The 16279-nt window shown below is 66.2% G+C and carries 15 protein-coding genes; 5 read left to right on the top strand and 10 right to left on the bottom strand.

Annotated elements, in window-relative coordinates; translation table 11 throughout:
• Window positions 1–15: 15 nt before the first annotated feature.
• Window positions 16–1494, bottom strand: coding sequence for a dihydropyrimidinase (gene hydA, locus FNL56_RS06760; protein ID WP_441351273.1), 1479 nt, complete (start codon window positions 1492–1494; stop codon window positions 16–18).
• Between the two features lie 63 nt (window positions 1495–1557).
• On the opposite strand from hydA, the gene FNL56_RS06755 reads away from it, so the two are divergent.
• Entirely contained in the window at window positions 1558–2217 is a 660-nt protein-coding gene (locus tag FNL56_RS06755; protein ID WP_143572080.1) for an aspartate/glutamate racemase family protein, read from the top strand.
• A gap of 67 nt (window positions 2218–2284) precedes the next feature.
• On the opposite strand, the gene FNL56_RS06750 is transcribed toward FNL56_RS06755, so the two are convergent.
• Both FNL56_RS06750 and FNL56_RS06745 read right to left on the bottom strand, forming a co-directional pair.
• Entirely contained in the window at window positions 2285–3214 is a 930-nt protein-coding gene (locus tag FNL56_RS06750; protein WP_143577624.1) for an N-carbamoyl-D-amino-acid hydrolase, read from the bottom strand.
• A 180-nt stretch (window positions 3215–3394) separates the two neighbouring features.
• A complete protein-coding gene (locus tag FNL56_RS06745; protein ID WP_143577623.1) occupies window positions 3395–4750 on the bottom strand; it encodes a formimidoylglutamate deiminase in 1356 nt (451 codons plus the stop codon).
• A gap of 61 nt (window positions 4751–4811) precedes the next feature.
• Here FNL56_RS06745 and hutI point away from each other — a divergent pair, with 61 nt between their 5' ends.
• The 3 genes from hutI to FNL56_RS06730 are packed head-to-tail and all read left to right on the top strand — an operon-like array spanning window position 4812 to window position 8304.
• Window positions 4812–6032: an imidazolonepropionase gene (gene hutI / locus FNL56_RS06740; protein WP_143572077.1), complete on the top strand. Its 1221-nt coding sequence runs from the start codon at window positions 4812–4814 to the stop codon at window positions 6030–6032.
• Between the two features lie 21 nt (window positions 6033–6053).
• Complete coding sequence (gene hutU, locus FNL56_RS06735) at window positions 6054–7718, top strand: urocanate hydratase (RefSeq protein ID WP_143572076.1); 1665 nt, start codon at window positions 6054–6056, stop codon at window positions 7716–7718.
• Between the two features lie 4 nt (window positions 7719–7722).
• A complete protein-coding gene (locus FNL56_RS06730) occupies window positions 7723–8304 on the top strand; it encodes a HutD/Ves family protein (RefSeq protein WP_143572075.1) in 582 nt (193 codons plus the stop codon).
• Here FNL56_RS06730 and FNL56_RS06725 read toward each other — a convergent pair.
• Window positions 8268–9527 (bottom strand): Zn-dependent hydrolase, encoded by a 1260-nt coding sequence (locus FNL56_RS06725; RefSeq protein WP_143572074.1) that lies wholly within the window; start codon window positions 9525–9527, stop codon window positions 8268–8270. The two genes, FNL56_RS06730 and FNL56_RS06725, sit on opposite strands and share 37 nt — an antisense overlap.
• A 96-nt stretch (window positions 9528–9623) precedes the next feature.
• A complete protein-coding gene (locus FNL56_RS06720; protein WP_143581851.1) occupies window positions 9624–10838 on the bottom strand; it encodes a DUF3419 family protein in 1215 nt (404 codons plus the stop codon).
• 153 nt (window positions 10839–10991) lie between these two features.
• Between FNL56_RS06720 and FNL56_RS06715 the strand changes: the two genes are divergently transcribed.
• Window positions 10992–11693: a class I SAM-dependent methyltransferase gene (locus tag FNL56_RS06715; RefSeq protein ID WP_143572072.1), complete on the top strand. Its 702-nt coding sequence runs from the start codon at window positions 10992–10994 to the stop codon at window positions 11691–11693.
• Here the strand turns inward: FNL56_RS06715 and FNL56_RS06710 are convergent.
• The 5 genes from FNL56_RS06710 to FNL56_RS06690 all read right to left on the bottom strand — a co-directional run bounded on the left by FNL56_RS06710 (window position 11677) and on the right by FNL56_RS06690 (window position 16246).
• Window positions 11677–12672 carry a lysylphosphatidylglycerol synthase transmembrane domain-containing protein gene (locus FNL56_RS06710; protein WP_143572071.1) on the bottom strand — a complete coding sequence of 332 codons (996 nt, stop codon included), beginning with the start codon at window positions 12670–12672 and terminating at the stop codon, window positions 11677–11679. The two genes, FNL56_RS06715 and FNL56_RS06710, sit on opposite strands and share 17 nt — an antisense overlap.
• Before the next feature lie 75 nt (window positions 12673–12747).
• On the bottom strand, window positions 12748–13584 hold the full coding sequence (locus FNL56_RS06705) for a phosphodiesterase (protein WP_143572070.1): 837 nt from the start codon (window positions 13582–13584) through the stop codon (window positions 12748–12750).
• The gene (locus FNL56_RS06700) at window positions 13584–14645 is read right to left on the bottom strand and encodes an ABC transporter ATP-binding protein (RefSeq protein WP_143572069.1); all 1062 of its coding nucleotides are present in this window, start codon (window positions 14643–14645) and stop codon (window positions 13584–13586) included. The genes FNL56_RS06705 and FNL56_RS06700 overlap by 1 nt, the downstream gene beginning before the upstream one ends.
• Complete coding sequence (locus FNL56_RS06695; protein ID WP_143581850.1) at window positions 14642–15427, bottom strand: ABC transporter permease; 786 nt, start codon at window positions 15425–15427, stop codon at window positions 14642–14644. The genes FNL56_RS06700 and FNL56_RS06695 overlap by 4 nt, the downstream gene beginning before the upstream one ends.
• Window positions 15428–15430: 3 nt before the next feature.
• The gene (locus tag FNL56_RS06690) at window positions 15431–16246 is read right to left on the bottom strand and encodes an ABC transporter permease (RefSeq protein WP_143572067.1); all 816 of its coding nucleotides are present in this window, start codon (window positions 16244–16246) and stop codon (window positions 15431–15433) included.
• Window positions 16247–16279 lie beyond the last annotated feature (33 nt).

The following is a 16279-nucleotide window of genomic DNA, read 5'->3' as shown; positions in this document are numbered from 1 at the left end:
TTGGCCGAACCCGCTCTATAGCAATTCGGCGCCGAAGTTGCGCGCCGGGTCCATCTCCGCGACCCGCCGGCCGCCAGGTGCCGCGGCGGCGCCCCCTTCGCGCAGCATCAGGCGACCGTCCCCCGGCTGGCCCGCAAAGCGATCGCCTTCGACCAGCACCCGACCGCGCAGCAGCACGGTTTCCGGCCATCCGGTGATGGTGCGGCCGACATAGGGCGTGAAGCCGGTCTTGTCGTGCATCATCGCATCGGTCAGCGTGACCTCGCGCACGCGGTCCCAGATCGCGATGTCGGCGTCCTTGCCGATCGCGATCGAGCCCTTGCCCGGCAGGTTGTAGATCTGCGCCGGCGCCGTCGAGGTCAGTTCGACGAATTTCGACAGGCCGAGCCGGCCGTTCGACACCATCGCATCGAACAACAGCGGCAGCCGCGTCTCCAGACCCGGCAGGCCGTTGGCGATCTGCTTGAAGCTCGGGTTCGGGCCGGCGCGCAGCTTGCCGGTATCGTCGAAGCGGTACGGCGCGTGGTCCGACGACACCAGTTGCAGGTCGCCAAGTTCGAGCGCGCGCCACAGCGCGTCCTGGTCGTCCGTCGTGCGCGCTGGCGGGCTGCACATCCATTTCGCGCCCTCCGCGCCGGGCTTGTCGAGATCGTCCGCGGTGAGGAACAGATATTGCGGACAGGTCTCAGCGAACACTTTCACGCCGCGGCCGCGCGCCTCGCGGATCACGGCCGCACCCTCGCGGGTCGAGACGTGGAAGATCATGATCGGCTGGTCGAGCAATTCGCTGAATGCGATCAGTCGCGTGAAGGCCTCGGATTCCGACAGCCTCGCATGGCTGACAGGGTGGTATTTTGGCGCGGTATAGCCGCGCTCGGTCAATCGCTTCACCATCCACGAGATGATGCCGTGATTTTCAGCGTGAACGCAGACCAGCGCCTTGGCATCGCGCGCCGCAGCGAGGATATCGAGCAGCTTCTCGTCCTCGACCCGGAGCCGGTCGTAGGTCATGAAGATCTTGATCGACGAGAAGCCCTCGGCCACCAGAGCGGGAATGTCCTCGACGATCACCTTGTCGGTGACATCCGAGACGATGATGTGAAAGGCGTAGTCGATCGTCGCGCCGCGCTTCGCCAGCGCGGTGTAATCGGTCACCACCTCGCGCACGTCCATGCCGACATGTTGGGCGGCAAAACAGATCACGCTGGTAGTGCCGCCGAACGCCGCCGATTTCGTCGCGCTCTCGAAGCTGTCCGCGTTCATGATGCCGGCGGCGGACAGCTGCTCGATATGGGCATGGGCATCGACACCGCCCGGCAGAACCAGCTTGCCGCGCGCGTCGATCTCGGTCTTGCCGGCCGGCAGGCCGCTGCCGATCGCCACGATGGTTTCGCCGATAATGCCGACGTCGGCGGCAAACACATCGCTCGACGTGGCCACCGTGCCACCGCGGATGACGAGATCGTAGATCGAATCGGACAAATCAGGCTCCATTCACTGAACGCTTTGATGCGCAGCACTTTCCGGCAATACTGCCGCCCTGACAAGGAGCCCGGCATGAGCAGGCGCAAGAAGATTCTCGTAATCAACCCGAATTCAAATCCGCAGGTGACACTCAATCTGGCCGAGGCGCTGCGGCCGATCGGCTTCGACGACGGCCCGGAGATCGAATGCGTCACGATGGCGGAAGGTCCGTTCGGCGTCGAGACGCAGGCGGACCTCGAAAGCGCGGTGATGCCGCTGCGCCGGCTGGTGGCGGCGGACAATTCGGCCGATGCCTTCGTGATCGCCTGCTATTCCGACCCCGGCCTGCAGGTCTGCCGCGAGGCGACGTCGCGGCCGGTGTTCGGCATCGCCGAGTCCGGCGTGCTGACGGCGCTGTCGCGCGGCGACCGCTTCGGCGTGATCGCAGTGGCGCAGCGTTCGATCGGCCGCCACATGCGGTATCTGCGGCAGATGGGCCTGATGGACCGCCTCGCCGGCGAACGCCCGCTCGACATGACCGTCGCCGAAACCGCCGCCGGCGAGGGCACGCTGGCGCGCATGGTCAGCGTCGGCCGCGAACTGATCGACCGCGACGGCGCCAATGCGGTGGTGATGGGCTGCGCGGGGATGGCCCGGCATCGCAAGGCGCTGGAGCAAGAACTCGGCGTGCCGGTGATCGATCCGACGCAGGCCGCGGTGGCGATGGCGCTGGGTGTGGTGATGTTTCAGTAGGAACGCGCAGCAACGTGCGGATCACCTCTCCCCGCCGGGGAGAGGTGAGGATAGAGCAACGCTCGCCCTACTCCGACGGCAGGATCACGCCGACCTGCGAGGTGATGCGGCCATAGTGCTCGGGGCGGCGGTGGCGCTCGAAGTCGAAGATGGTCTTCTTGCCGAACTTCGTATCGTCGAGGTCGCAGGCATGGACCAGCAGCTCGTCGCCCTCGGTCTCGGCTTCGGCCACGATGACGCCGTCGGGATCGACGATCAGGCTGCCGCCGATCAGCGGGAAGCCGTCCTCGTCGCCGGCCTTGGCGACCGCGACCACGAAGGTCGAATTCTGGTAGGCGCCCGCCTGCACCGACAGACGGTTATGAAACAGCCGCTGCTCCGGGCCTTCCTGCGGCTTCTGCGAATTCACCGACGGCGTGTTGTAGCCCAGCACGATCATCTCGACGCCCTGCAGGCCCATCACGCGGTAGGATTCCGGCCAGCGCCGATCGTTGCACACCATCATGCCGAAAATGCCGTCGAGCGCGCGGAACACCGGGAAGCCGAGATCGCCCGGCTCGAAATAGCGCTTCTCCAGATGCTGGAAGGCGCGCTCGGTGTCGAACTCGACATGGCCCGGCAGATGGATCTTGCGATACTTGCCGACGATCTTGCCGGTGCGGTCGGTCAGGATCTGGGTGTTGAAATGATGCCCGTCCGGCGTCAGTTCGGCATAGCCGATCGACAGCGCAATATTGGCCGCAGCGGCCGCATCGAACAACGGCTGTACCACGGCGTTCGGCATTTCCGACTCGAACCAGGTATCGACCTCTTTCTGGTCGGTCATGTAATAGCGCGGGAAGAACGTCGTCAGGGCCAATTCCGGATAGACCACCAGATCGGCGCCTTTCGCCTTGGCCTGTTCGAGCAGCGCCAGCATCCGCTGCACAACGGATTCGCGGCTCTCGGCCTTCTGGATCGGGCCCAGCTGGGCGGCGGCGACGGTGAGAATACGCATCAAATTGTCCCGTTTGGAGAATGAGAATCGTCAGGCGGCGGCATGGTCTTCGGGCGGGCGCGAGCCGCATCAACGGCCGCAACGGCGTTAGATGTATCGCGCGACGACAGCGGCGTCGAGCGCGCCGCCCGTGCAGTCGTTGCCAGTTTTTGTCGCGCATGCCCGTTTTGCGGTCAGGAGTTATGCGCGCAGCAGCCGTTCCAGAGTGGCGCGAAACCGTCGCGCGATCGGCTCCGCCGCGTGATGGCGGCCGTCGCTGACCAGAAGCTGGCCGCGCACCCAGACGGCGTCGACGGGCGAGCGGCGGGCCGCAAAGACAAAACTGTCGAGGATGGCGTCGCCGTCGCGTGCGACCAAGGCAGCGTTGTCCCCGTCGAGCGCGACGATATCGGCGGAGGCGCCTTCGAGCAGTCCGGCCGCCCCAACGCCCAGCGCCTGCGATCCGCCGTTCAGCGCGCCGTCGAACAGGGTGCGGCCGGTCGATGGCAACGCGCCGGTGACCGCGTTGCGGATCCGCCACGCCAGCCGCTGCGAATATTCGAGCTGGCGCAATTCGTCGCTGACGCCGATCAGCACGTTGGAATCGGTACCGATGCCGAACGCGCCGCCCTGCCCCAGGAAGTCCGGCGCTTCAAAGGTGCCGTCGCCGAGATTGGCCTCGGTGACCGGGCACAGGCCGGCCACCGCGCCGCTCTGCGCCATCCGGCGAATTTCATCTGGCGTGGCATGCGTGGCGTGGATCAGGCACCAGCGGCGATCCACCGCGGCGTGCTCCATCAGCCAGTCGATCGGACGCTGTCCGCTCCAGGCGAGGCAATCCTCGACCTCGCGGGTCTGCTCGGCGATGTGGATGTGGATCGGGCCATCGCCCAGACTTGCCACCGCGGCGAGCTGTTCCGGCGTCACCGCCCGCAGCGAATGCGGTGCGACGCCGAGCACGGCACCGGGCACGCCCGCCACGGCGCCGCGGCTGGCCTCCAGCAGTTTCGCAAAGCCATCGAGATCGTTGATGAATCGCCGCTGCCCTTCGTTCGGCGCCTGCCCGCCGAAGCCAGCATGGGCATAGAACACCGGCAGCAGCGTCAGGCCGATGCCCGTCACGGTGGCGGCGGCGGCGATCCGTTCCGCCAGTTCGGCGATGTTGCCATAGGGCGCGCCGGAAATGTCGTGATGGATGTAATGGAATTCGCCGACGCGCGAAAAACCGGCTTCCAGCATCTCGACGAAGGCCTGCGCCGCCACCGCCTCGATATCGTCCGGCGTCATGCGGCCGACGAAGCGATACATCACCTCGCGCCAGGTCCAGAAACTGTCGGCCGTGGCGCCGCGGATTTCGGCGAGGCCCGCCATGCCGCGCTGGAAGGCGTGGCTGTGCAGATTGGGCATGCCGGGAAGGCCGGTCGCGTGGCGCTCGTCGCCGGGCCGCGGTGTCGTTTGCGTCTCGACGGCCTGCAGCCGTCCCGCCGCGATCGTTAGCCGCACGTCGCGCGCCCAGCCGTCCGGCAGCAGCGCCTGATCGAAAAAGAGGGCGGCCACAGAGATCTCCGCTGATATTGAAGCGCTGGACAGCTCCTGCCCAAACCCATATCACGCGCCCATGACAGACGTCGACCACCTCTGGCATCATTGCCGCATCGCCACGCTGGCGCCATCGCGCGAGGGCCTCGGCCTAATCGAAGACGGCGTAATTGCCGCCCGCGACGGCCGCATCGTCTATGCCGGTCCGGCCAGCGACGCGCCGGTGTTTAACGCAACGGATCGCACCGATTGCGATGGCCGCTGGATCACGCCCGGCCTGATCGACTGCCACACCCATCTCGTTTACGGCGGCAACCGCGCCCATGAATTCGAACGCCGCCTGGCCGGCGCCTCTTACGAAGAAATCGCGCGCGCGGGCGGCGGCATCGTATCGACCGTCAAGGCGACGCGCGAGGCCAGCACTGAACAACTGGTTGCCGCCGCACTTCCGCGGCTCGATGCGCTGATCGCCGAAGGTGTCACGACGATCGAGATCAAATCCGGCTACGGCCTCGAACTCGCCACCGAGCGCCGCCAATTGCAGGCGGCGCGACAGCTCGGCGAACTGCGGCCGGTCTCGGTGCGCACGACGTTTCTCGGCGCCCACACGATTCCGCCGGAGATGAAGGGCAACAGCGCCGGCTATATCGACGCGCTGTGCGCCACGATGCTGCCGGCCATCGCCGGCGAAGGCCTGGCCGATGCGGTGGATGCGTTCTGCGAGGGCATCGCATTTTCGGTCGAGGAGACCGCGCAGGTGTTTGCCAGGGCCCGCGAGCTCGGGCTCCCGGTCAGGCTGCATGCCGACCAGCTCTCCAACCTGCATGGCGCTGCTCTCGCCGTAAAGTTTGGCGCGCTGTCTGCCGACCATCTCGAATTCTGCGATGACGACGGCGTCGCCGCGATGGCGAAAGCCGGCACGGTGGCCGTGGTGCTGCCCGGCGCCTATTACTTCATTCGCGAAACGCAATTGCCACCGATCGCGGCGATGCGCCGCCACGGCGTCAACATTGCGCTCGCCACCGATTCGAATCCCGGCACCTCGCCGATGACCTCGCTGCTGCTGGCGATGAACATGGGCGCGACGCTGTTTCGCCTCACCATCGATGAATGCATCGCCGGCGCCACGCGGGAGGCCGCGCGTGCGCTCGGCGTATTCGATGACACCGGCAGCATCGAAGCCGGCAAGTTCTGCGACCTCGCGATCTGGGACATCGAGCGCCCGGCCGAGCTGGTCTACCGCATGGGCTTTAATCCGCTGCACGCCCGGGTCTGGCACGGCCAGACTACAACCCGCTGATCTCTCGCCGAGGAATGCACCATGACCCGCACCGATAATGAACGCGTCGTCCGCGCCGCGCATGGCAGCGAGCTTTCCGCCAAATCCTGGCTGACCGAAGCGCCGCTGCGGATGCTGATGAACAACCTCGATCCGGATGTCGCCGAGAAGCCCGGCGAACTCGTCGTCTATGGCGGCATCGGCCGCGCCGCGCGCGACTGGGAGAGTTTCGATCGCATCGTCGCCACGCTCAAGCGGCTCGAAGGCGACGAGACGCTGCTGATCCAGTCCGGCAAGCCGGTCGGCGTGTTCAAGACCCATGCCGACGCGCCGCGCGTGCTGATCGCCAACTCGAACCTGGTGCCGCACTGGGCGACCTGGGAGCATTTCAACGAGCTCGATCGCAAGGGCCTGATGATGTACGGCCAGATGACGGCCGGCTCGTGGATCTATATCGGCTCGCAGGGAATCGTGCAGGGCACCTACGAAACCTTCGTCGAGATGGGCCGCCAGCACTTTGGCGGCTCGCTCAAGGGCAAGTGGATCTTGACCGCCGGGCTCGGCGGGATGGGCGGCGCGCAGCCGCTGGCGGCGGTGATGGCCGGCGCTTCGATGCTCGCCGTGGAATGCCAGCCGTCGCGGATTGAGATGCGGCTGCGCACCCGCTATCTCGACAAGCAGGCTGCCAATCTCGACGAGGCGCTGGAGATGATGGCGCAGGCCGCGCGCGACGGAAAGCCGGTCTCGGTCGGCCTGCTCGGCAATGCCGCCGACATATTCCCCGAACTGGTCCGCCGCGGCGTCCGCCCCGATGCCGTCACCGACCAGACCTCGGCGCACGATCCCGTCAACGGCTATCTGCCGAAGGGCTGGACCACCGACGAGTGGGAACGCCGCCGCGCGACCGATGGCGCAAGCGTCGCCAAAGCCGCACGCGCGTCGATGGCCGAACATGTCCGCGCCATGCTGGACTTCCACCGCATGGGCATTCCGGTCGTCGACTACGGCAATAACATCCGCCAGATGGCGCTGGAAGAAGGCGTCTCCGACGCGTTCGATTTCCCCGGGTTCGTGCCGGCCTATATCCGCCCGCTGTTCTGCCGCGGCATCGGCCCGTTCCGCTGGGCCGCGCTCTCCGGCGATCCGGAGGACATCTACAAGACCGACGCCAAGGTGAAGGAGCTGCTGCCCGACAACAAGGCGCTGCATCACTGGCTCGACATGGCGCGCGAGCGCATCTCGTTTCAGGGCCTGCCGGCGCGGATCTGCTGGGTCGGCCTCGGCGACCGCCATCGGCTAGGGCTTGCCTTCAACGAGATGGTGGCGAGTGGCGAGCTGAAGGCGCCGGTGGTGATCGGCCGCGATCATCTCGATTCCGGCTCGGTCGCCTCGCCGAACCGCGAAACCGAAGCGATGCAGGACGGCTCCGACGCGGTATCCGACTGGCCGCTGCTCAACGCGCTCCTGAATTGCGCGTCGGGTGCGACCTGGGTGTCGCTGCACCATGGCGGCGGCGTCGGCATGGGCTTTTCGCAGCATGCCGGCATGGTGATCGTCGCCGACGGCACGCCGGAAGCCGCCGCGCGGATCGGCCGCGTGCTGTGGAATGATCCGGCGACCGGCGTGATGCGCCATGCGGACGCTGGCTACGATCTCGCGATCGAGAGCGCGCGCGAGAATAGTCTCGACCTGCCGAGCCTGACGTAGCCCCGTGCGTCTTCTCCGCGCCTCCGACCGACTGGCGATGCCGTGGAAGAACGGCGGCGGCTCGACCACGGAGATCGCGATCGGCCCGGCCGGCGCATCGCTGGAGTCGTTCGACTGGCGTATCAGCATGGCCGAGGTAGCGACCGATGGGCCGTTCTCGATGTTCGACGGCATCGACCGCACGCTGGCAGTGATTCAGGGCAGCGGTATGGAGCTGAAAATCGGCGAACAAGCCGCTGTCGTCCTTGGCTGCGAGTCCGCACCGCTCAGCTTCCCGGGCGACACGCCGACCACCGCGCGACTGCTGGCCGGCGAGATCACCGACCTCAATGTCATGACGCGGCGCGGGCGGTTCGGGCATCGCGTGATACGCATCACGCATCCGATGGATTGTCGTTTCGACGGCGATGACGTTGCCATCGTGCTGTCGCTCGATGGCACGACCGGGGTGACCGTATCGAACGAACAGACTACGCTTCAACACGCCGATGCCGTCACGATCGAAGCCCACGAGACGCCCACGTTTCAGGTCAATCCCGCGGGCCAGTGCTATCTGATCTGGCTGTCGAGCGCCTTGACCGCCTGATAGATCGCCGCGGCGCCCGCTGCGATCTGGTCGCGGTCGGACCATTCCTCCGGCGCGTGACTCTTGCCGGCGCGGCACGGCACGAAGATCATCGCAGACGGACAGATCCGGCTCATGAACGCCGCATCATGGCCGGCGCCACTCGGCAGATCGGTCAAACTCAGGCCCAGATCCTCCGCTCCCTGCCGCAGCGCCGCGCGCAGGCCTGCATCGCAGGCCACTGGTGGGCCGTCGGAAAGCATCGCAAAACTCGCGCGCGTAACGCGCGCGGCAGCGGCATGCGCTGCGCTTTCAAGATCGATGATTTCGACGAAACGCTGCGTCAGCGCGGGCTGCGTGGTGCGGGCGTCGATCACCAGCCGGCAGCGGCCCGGCACGATGTTCGAGGCGGAGGGATCGACGCCGAGAATGCCGACGGTGGCGACGAAGTAGTCCGTGCCTTCGACCGCCAGTTCCTCGGCGACACGCCGCACCGACGTCACGGTGGCCGCAGCGGCGACCAGCGCGTCGTGGCGCAGCGCCATCGGTGTCGTGCCAGCATGGTCGGCCTCGCCCTGGAAGATCACCTCAAGGCGTCGGATGCCGACGATCGAGGTGACGATGCCGACATCGAGCGATTGCGATTCCAGCACGATACCCTGCTCGATATGCAGTTCCAGAAAAGCCCGGATATCGTCACGCTTAGCCATTTCGAGCCGATTCGGATCGCCGCCGACGCGGACCAGCGCGTCACGCAGCGTCTCGCCACTCGGCTCGGTCAGCGCCAGCATGGTGTCGTCCAGCGACCCGGTCATGCCGCGGCTGCCGACGCAGGACAGACCATATTCGCTGGGCTCCTCGGCGAGAAAGTCGATCACCTCAATCGTATGATCGAGCTGAATGCCGGCATCGCGCAGCGCACGGATGATTTCCAGGCCGGTGGCCACGCCGGCGATGCCATCGAAACGCCCGCCGGACGGCACGGTGTCGCTGTGCGAGCCGATTGCGATGACGCCGAGCGCGGGGTTGCGGCCCTCAAGACGGCCGATCAGATTGCCAGCGGTATCGATCCGCGTGGTCAGGCCCGCCTCCTGAAAGCGCCGGTCCACCCATTCACGGCCTTCCAGAAACAGCGCCGTAAACGAACGTCTTGTATAGGGCCGCGCCGGATCGGTGATCTCAGCCAGATCCATGACATCGGCCCACAGCCGGTCGGCGTCGAGCGGAAGGTTCGTCTTGGCCATGGGAAGCGCCTCGCTTGTGCGAGCCGCGCATGCAAGCGGCCCTCGCCCGGCGATTACCTTGCCGAGGGCCGCGACGCAATCACCCCCAATCGCCGGTCAGGCCGCAGCAGCGCGCCGGTAGAGATGGAAGCCGCCATAGATGCCGGAGCGGTCGGCGGCCAGCGCTTTGCTGCTCGCGGCATCGTCGCGCTGCCAGGTCGCCTGCAGCGACGACAATTCGGGGCCATCCAGCGGCGATTTCGCGCCGGCGGTGCGGAAGATCACGCGGACGTCGTCATGGCCGGCACGATCGATCGCGTTCCACAGCGCGCGGATTTCATCCGGCGCCATCCAGTCCTGCGAATCCAGCAGCACCACGGCGTTGACCTGCCGCGCCGGCTGCGCCTCCAGGAAGACGCGCAGATTGGCATGCACCGGCGTCACCCGACCGGCGGCGCGTTGCATGTCGGCGAAACGGCACTGCTGCAGATACAGCGGCAGGCAGGTGTCGCCGGGGCCGGGATAGCGGCGGGCCAGCGCCTGCCAGGCGAAATAATTGGTCTGGTTGGGATGGACATCGATCAGGGCCAACAGGCGCTGGTGCAGCACCTCGTTGAGCGGCTGACCGCCGCCCAACAGCTCGCGCTGCTGCGGCGGAATGCCGAGGCTGAACAAAAGCGCCGGCATCCGCGTGATCAGACGCGCCAGCCGGGAATGAAACAGGCCATGCAGCCTCTGCATCGCGGCCTGCCGGGCCGGCGAACGGGCATCGTCCTGCAGCAGCACCGCGAGGTCGATGCGGAAGATTTTGGCGAGCTGATGCGCAAAGCCGATGAAGCGGCCGAGCGCACCGTGGCGATAAAAGCCGTCGGTGAAGTAATTGGAGCGCGGCCGCCCGCGGATGTCGCGTTCGTCCCAATAGCCACGCGCCTCGGCGTCCAGCACCGGGCGCAGCCGGAAGTCATACAGTTTGGCGTTGGCGGGCGACGAGCCCTCGCCGAAGAACTGCCAGAACTGTGCATAATTTGGCAGCGCGCGCAGGCCGGCGAGTTTCAGCTTGAGCAGCGACAGATGCGCCTCGTTGAGATCGACGGCAAATATCTGCGCCGGCTTCGCCGCGAGGTAGGACAGCGCGTTGCAGCCGCCGCTGGAAATCGTGACGATGGTGGCGCCGGGCGCAAGCTGCAATGCTGCGAGGTCGGCTTCGGGGTCTTCCCAGATCTGGGTGTAGACGAGGCGGCGAAACCAGAAGGCAAACAGCCGGTCCCAGATGCCGGCCTCTTCGCTGGCGCGGCTGTTACGCACGGCGTCGGTGATCAAATGCGTGTTCATCGTTTCCTCGAATCGACCCTTTGAAACTTTTACCAAGGGCAGGCTGCGGTTTTGCGACAGAGCTTCCGCTGCTGCGCTTCGCGCACTGTCACACCCGCGTCGCGAAGCGGTGGAAAACATTAGTTTTGCGCCGGCTGCTGCGAGAGGGACGCCATGAGCTCGATTTCCGATTTCGACGACGCCGAGACCTCGCTATGGCAGAGCGAAGCCACCGGCCGCATGAACCGGATGTACCGCTGGCAGCGCTACATCTATGACGCGACGAGGCGTTATTATTTGCTCGGCCGCGACGAAATGATCGATCGTATCCAGCCGGCCGCAGGCGCCATGGTGCTGGAGATCGGCTGCGGCACCGGTCGCAATCTGGTGCAGGCCGCCCGGAAATATCCGGCCGCGCATTTCTACGGGATCGACGTCTCCACCGAGATGCTGACGACAGCGATCGCCGCGACGGAGCGCCACCGCCTCAACGGTCGGATTCGCGTCGCGCATGGCGATGCCACCTCGTTCGATCCCGCCGCCTTGTTCGAGGTCGCCGCTTTCGATCATGCGATGATCTCCTACAGCCTGTCGATGATCCCCGACTGGCACGCCGTGCTCGACCAGGCCGTGCTGCGCCTGAAACCGGGCGGCCAGTTGCACATCGTCGATTTCGGACATCAGGAACGGCTGCCGCGAATCGCCCGCGCCGTACTGCTGCGCTGGCTGGCGCTATTCGACGTCACGCCGCGCCGCTCGCTGCAAAGTGCGCTGGAAGCCCTCGCCGCCAAAGCCGGCGCGCGCCTCACCTTCGAGCGGCCCTACTGCGGCTACGCGCAGTCCGCGGTGCTGACGCTACCTAACCGGCCGGACTGACGCCGCGGCGCACGGCATTGCGCCAGGCTTCGACCGCGCCGAACAGTAGCAGCGACAGCACGAACGGGACGAGGTGATAGAACAGCCGGAACAGCAGCAGCGTCGCCAGCAGCTGTTCGTTATGCGCGCCGCCCAGTCCGATCAGGATGGTCGCATCGAAGACGCCGATCCCGGCCGGCGCATGGCTGGCGAAGCCCAGCAATGTCGCGGCGATGAACACCACGACGACGCGGGCAATGCCGACATCCATCCCGGCCGGCATCAACACATACATCGCCAGCGCCGCGGTGCCGAGATCGAACAGGCCAATGCCGATCTGCAGGAACACGTTGCGCCCGCTAGGCAGCGGCACCGCCCATTTGCGGCGGCCCATCTGGCGGCTGCCGTTCCAGGTCCAGCACACGTAGAACACGATGCCGGCGAGGATCGCCAAAGCGATGGCGCTGTTGGCCGTGGGTGACAGATGATCGATCCGGCTGATGGCGTCCGGCTCATACAGCACGCTGAGGCCGAGCGCGGTGAGATTGCCGAGCCAGAAGGTCAGTCCGGTCAGGAAGCAGATCCGCGCGACGTCGCCGGCGCCGATGCCGTGCGGCGCATAGATGCGGTAGCGGATCGCGGAGGAGACCAGCAGCACCGCGCCGGTGCCGTGAGCGATCGGATAGGAGGTGAAGCTGGCCAGCGCGGCAATCCGGAACGGAATGTCGCCGCGCCCGATCAGCACCAGCGCCAGCCGGTCATACAGCGTCAGGCTGGCATAGGATACCGCGACCAGCCCGAGCGACAGTGCCATCGCGGCCGGCGCGGTCTGCCGCATCGCAGCGAGGACTTCGGCGAAATCGACGCCCTTCAGCGCTTGGCTGAGGGATATGAACGCAAAGGTGGCGATCGCGAGGCTGATGCAGAAGCCAAGGCTCTTCCAGCCGAGCTTTCTGCCGATCGCCTTGAGCCTGTCCAAGCCGCGCAGCGGAATCTCCATGGTGACATTGCGCTCAGCGGCGCATCTGTTCGCTGTGTGACAGGTTGCCATGACATCCGCGTAAACGGAACGGGATCAGAGCAATTTTCCGTCCGGCCCGAAGAACGGATGCGGGCCGTCGAACGCCCCGATCGGGACGCTGTGGGTAACGACGTGGCCGAAGCCCTCGCCGGGAAACCAGACATGAAGATGAAACGCCGGCGGCTCGACGATGAAGGATGGCGGCAACAGCGCGCGGAGATCGAGCGCCACGGCATGGTTGGGCGCCGGGCAGATCGTGGCCGGGACGCCTGCGAAGGACGTCAGCGTGGCGCGGTGGACGTGGCCGGCGGCAATGCCCTGCACGCGCGGATGCCGCGTCACGATCGCCGCCAGCGCATCGGCATTAAGCAGGTTCTGCACGTCCATATGCCCGATCCCGGTACGGAACGGCGGATGATGCAGGAAGATCAGGGCCGGAGCCTCGCTCGACCTGGCCAGCGTAGCGTCGAGCCATTGCAGGCTTGCCATTTCGAGCTCGCCATGCGGTTTCGCGTCGACGCTGGAATCCAGCAGGATGATATCGAGGCCGCCGATATTCACGACCTGATCGAGCGCGTCGGGCCCGGCATACTTCCAGTCGGGAAATGCCGTGCGCATCATGGCGCGGGAATCATGGTTGCCGGGAATGCCGATGAACGGAATGGCCAGCGGCGCCAGCAGGCGCTTGAGGTGGTCGTATTGTCCGGGCGTCGGCGTATCGACGAGATCGCCGGAGATCACCACCAGATCGGGGCGCGGCTGCAACTCGTTCAACGCCGCGACGCAGCGCTGCAGCGCCGCCGCGGTATCGACCCGGCCATAGGCCAGTTCGCCGGGCGCCTTGATATGCAGGTCGGAGATCTGCGCAATCAGGATGGGTTTTGACGACATCAGTCCTCGCTTGGTAGCAGCCGCACGGCGTCACGCGCGATCGACAGGCCGACGCGGTCGCCGTTTTTCACGCAAATGGTATTGGGTGCATCGACGGTGAGCGGCCGGTCCGCCGCGCCGGTCACGACGAGGCGCTGCTTGTCGCCAATGAAACTGACGCTGTCGACGAGGCCGCACAGCGAGGCCTCCGCAGCGTCGATGATCCCGATCGTCTCCGGCCGGATCATGGCGGTTGCGGCCGCAGCATTTGCTGCGGCCGCGACCTCGAGGCGTCCACCCGGCAGCACGAGATGCCCCTCGGCCACCGGCGCCTCGATGATGTTGGCGGCGCCGACGAACTCCGCCACGAACCGGCTCTGCGGCGCGAAGTAGACCTCGCGCGGCGTGCCGATCTGTGCGATCTCGCCCTTGCGCATCACCACGATGCGATCGCCGAGCTCCATCGCCTCGGCCTGATCATGCGTCACATAGATCGCGGTGATCCCCAGCGAGCGCAGCAAGCGGTTCAGCTCGCCGCGCAGCCGGTCGCGCAACGAGGCGTCGAGCGCGGTCAGCGGCTCATCCAGCAGCAGCACCCGCGGCCGGATCGCCACCGCGCGGGCCAGCGCCACGCGCTGGCGCTGGCCGCCGGAGAGCTGGTCGATCCGGCGGTTTTCGAGCCCACCGATATTGGTCAGCGCCACCATCTCGGCGATGCGCTGGTCGCGCGCGGCGCGGCCGACGCCGCGGATCTTCAAGCCATAACCGATATTGTCAGCGACGCTCATATTGGGGAACAGCGCATAGGACTGGAACACCATACCGACCTGGCGTTGCTCGATCGGCACCGCCGTCATATCGTTGCGATCGAACAGGATGCGGCCGCCGGGATCCGGCGTTTCCAGCCCGGCAATGATGCGCAGCATGGTGGTCTTGCCGCAGCCGGAGGGGCCGAGCAGCACCAGGGTCTCGCCACTGACGATGTCGAGCGAGGCAGGGGCCAGAGCCTGCGTGCCATCGGCAAACGTCTTGCCGCAGCGCTCGATGTGTACGGCGGCGCCGTGTCCCGCAATCGACGTCATTTCTTCTGGCCCTCGTCGGCAAACATCTGCATCGCCACCAGCAACGGGACAATCATGACAAAGAAAATCAGGGTGTAGGCGGACGCCACTTCGAGCCGCATCGAGGCATAGGCGTCGGCGAGGCCAACCGGCAGCGTCTTGGTCAGCGGCGTGTGCAGCATCCAGGTCAGGTTGAACTCGCCGAGCGACAGCGTCACCACCATCAGCGAGCCCGCCACGATGCCGGGCATCGCGTTGGGCACGATGACGTTGCAAAACCGCGGCCACGGCGAGGCGCCGAGCGAGGCTGCGCCCTCGTCCAGCGTCTTGACGTCGATGCTACCGAACACCGCCATCACCGAGCGCACCATGAACGGCATCGTGAACACGACATGGCCAGCGAGGATGAACAGCCACGAGCGGCGGAAGTCGCCGAACCCGCCATAGGTCAACAGCAGCGCCAGCGCGATGGCGAGGCCGGGGATCGCCAGCGGCAGCGTGATGATCTCCTCGATCACCCGCGACAATCTTCCGCCGCGCACATGCAGCGCATAGGCCGCGGGCACGCCGATGACGAGCGTGACGAGCAACGTCGCGATGGCGATCACGAAGGACAGCAATATCTCTCCGGCATAGAGATCCCACACCTGCATTACCCATTGCAGGGTGACGCCGGAGAAAATGCCGCGGAAGTAGTTGACGGTGACACCGGCCATCAGCGACAGGATCACCGGCACCACGAGGAAGGCGGCGATGAGCAGCGTGAAGCCAAGTTGGCCGATGAAGATCAGGCGATCGCGCATGGCCTAGCCCGCCGCCGCGACGGCGCTGCCGCTGAACGAACGCGCCAGCGCGAGGATCGCCCAAGCGATCAGGCCCAGCCCGATCGACAGCGCCGCCGAGATCGAGAAGTTCGCCGCGAGCGTGAACTCGGTATAGATCAGCATCGGCAACACATCGATATTGGTGGCCAGCGTGAACGCGGTGCCGAACGCACCCATCGCGGTAGCGAAAGCGATCGCGCCGGAGGCGACGAAGGCTGGGCCCAGCGCCGGCAGCACGACGTCGCGCTGCACGGCCCATGGGCTGGCGCCGAGCGAGCGCGCCGCTTCCTCCAGTCCGGCATCGAGCTTCTGCACCGCCGCCATGATGGTGAGGATCACGCGCGGGATCGAGAAGTACAGATAGCCAAGAAACAACCCGAAGATCGAATAGGCAAACACGATCTTCTCGCCGCTCACCGCCTGCGAGATCGCGCCGATCAACCCCTGGCGGCCGGCCAGCAGGATGATCAGGAAGCCGATCACCACGCCGGGAAACGCCAGCGGAAACGTCAGCATCGCGATCAGCACCGCGCGACCGGGAAACCGCTGGCGCTGCAGAAACAGCCCCGCGATCGTTGCAACCACCAGGGTGACCAGCGTCGTTGCCGCCGCCAGCACCACGGTATTGATCAGCGTGGCGCGATAACGCGGCTCGGTGAGAATGGCGAGATAGGCACCTAGGCCACGCGGGCCTGACGCGCCGACCACCAGCAATTGCGCCATCGGCAGCAGGAAGAAGGCAGCGGTCACCACTACCAGTGGCAGCAGGCACAGCCAGACGAAGGATTTATGCGACATGGGAAAACGGTGCCCCGCTCACGGGGCACCCGA

Origin of the sequence: Tardiphaga sp. vice304, from assembly GCF_007018905.1 — a bacterium.
Lineage (GTDB): Bacteria > Pseudomonadota > Alphaproteobacteria > Rhizobiales > Xanthobacteraceae > Tardiphaga.
This window is presented reverse-complemented; position numbering and strand designations above follow the sequence as displayed.

Bases quoted from the DNA above. Each gene is read 5' to 3' on its own strand.
- hydA (WP_441351273.1), bottom strand. From the start codon at position 1,494: ATGGAGCCTGATTTGTCCGATTCGATCTACGATCTCGTCATCCGCGGT.
- FNL56_RS06755 (WP_143572080.1), top strand. From the start codon at position 1,558: ATGAGCAGGCGCAAGAAGATTCTCGTAATCAACCCGAATTCAAATCCG.
- FNL56_RS06750 (WP_143577624.1), bottom strand. From the start codon at position 3,214: ATGCGTATTCTCACCGTCGCCGCCGCCCAGCTGGGCCCGATCCAGAAG.
- hutI (WP_143572077.1), top strand. From the start codon at position 4,812: ATGACAGACGTCGACCACCTCTGGCATCATTGCCGCATCGCCACGCTG.
- hutU (WP_143572076.1), top strand. From the start codon at position 6,054: ATGACCCGCACCGATAATGAACGCGTCGTCCGCGCCGCGCATGGCAGC.
- FNL56_RS06725 (WP_143572074.1), bottom strand. From the start codon at position 9,527: ATGGCCAAGACGAACCTTCCGCTCGACGCCGACCGGCTGTGGGCCGAT.
- FNL56_RS06720 (WP_143581851.1), bottom strand. From the start codon at position 10,838: ATGAACACGCATTTGATCACCGACGCCGTGCGTAACAGCCGCGCCAGC.
- FNL56_RS06715 (WP_143572072.1), top strand. From the start codon at position 10,992: ATGAGCTCGATTTCCGATTTCGACGACGCCGAGACCTCGCTATGGCAG.
- FNL56_RS06710 (WP_143572071.1), bottom strand. From the start codon at position 12,672: ATGGAGATTCCGCTGCGCGGCTTGGACAGGCTCAAGGCGATCGGCAGA.
- FNL56_RS06705 (WP_143572070.1), bottom strand. From the start codon at position 13,584: ATGTCGTCAAAACCCATCCTGATTGCGCAGATCTCCGACCTGCATATC.
- FNL56_RS06700 (WP_143572069.1), bottom strand. From the start codon at position 14,645: ATGACGTCGATTGCGGGACACGGCGCCGCCGTACACATCGAGCGCTGC.
- FNL56_RS06695 (WP_143581850.1), bottom strand. From the start codon at position 15,427: ATGCGCGATCGCCTGATCTTCATCGGCCAACTTGGCTTCACGCTGCTC.
- FNL56_RS06690 (WP_143572067.1), bottom strand. From the start codon at position 16,246: ATGTCGCATAAATCCTTCGTCTGGCTGTGCCTGCTGCCACTGGTAGTG.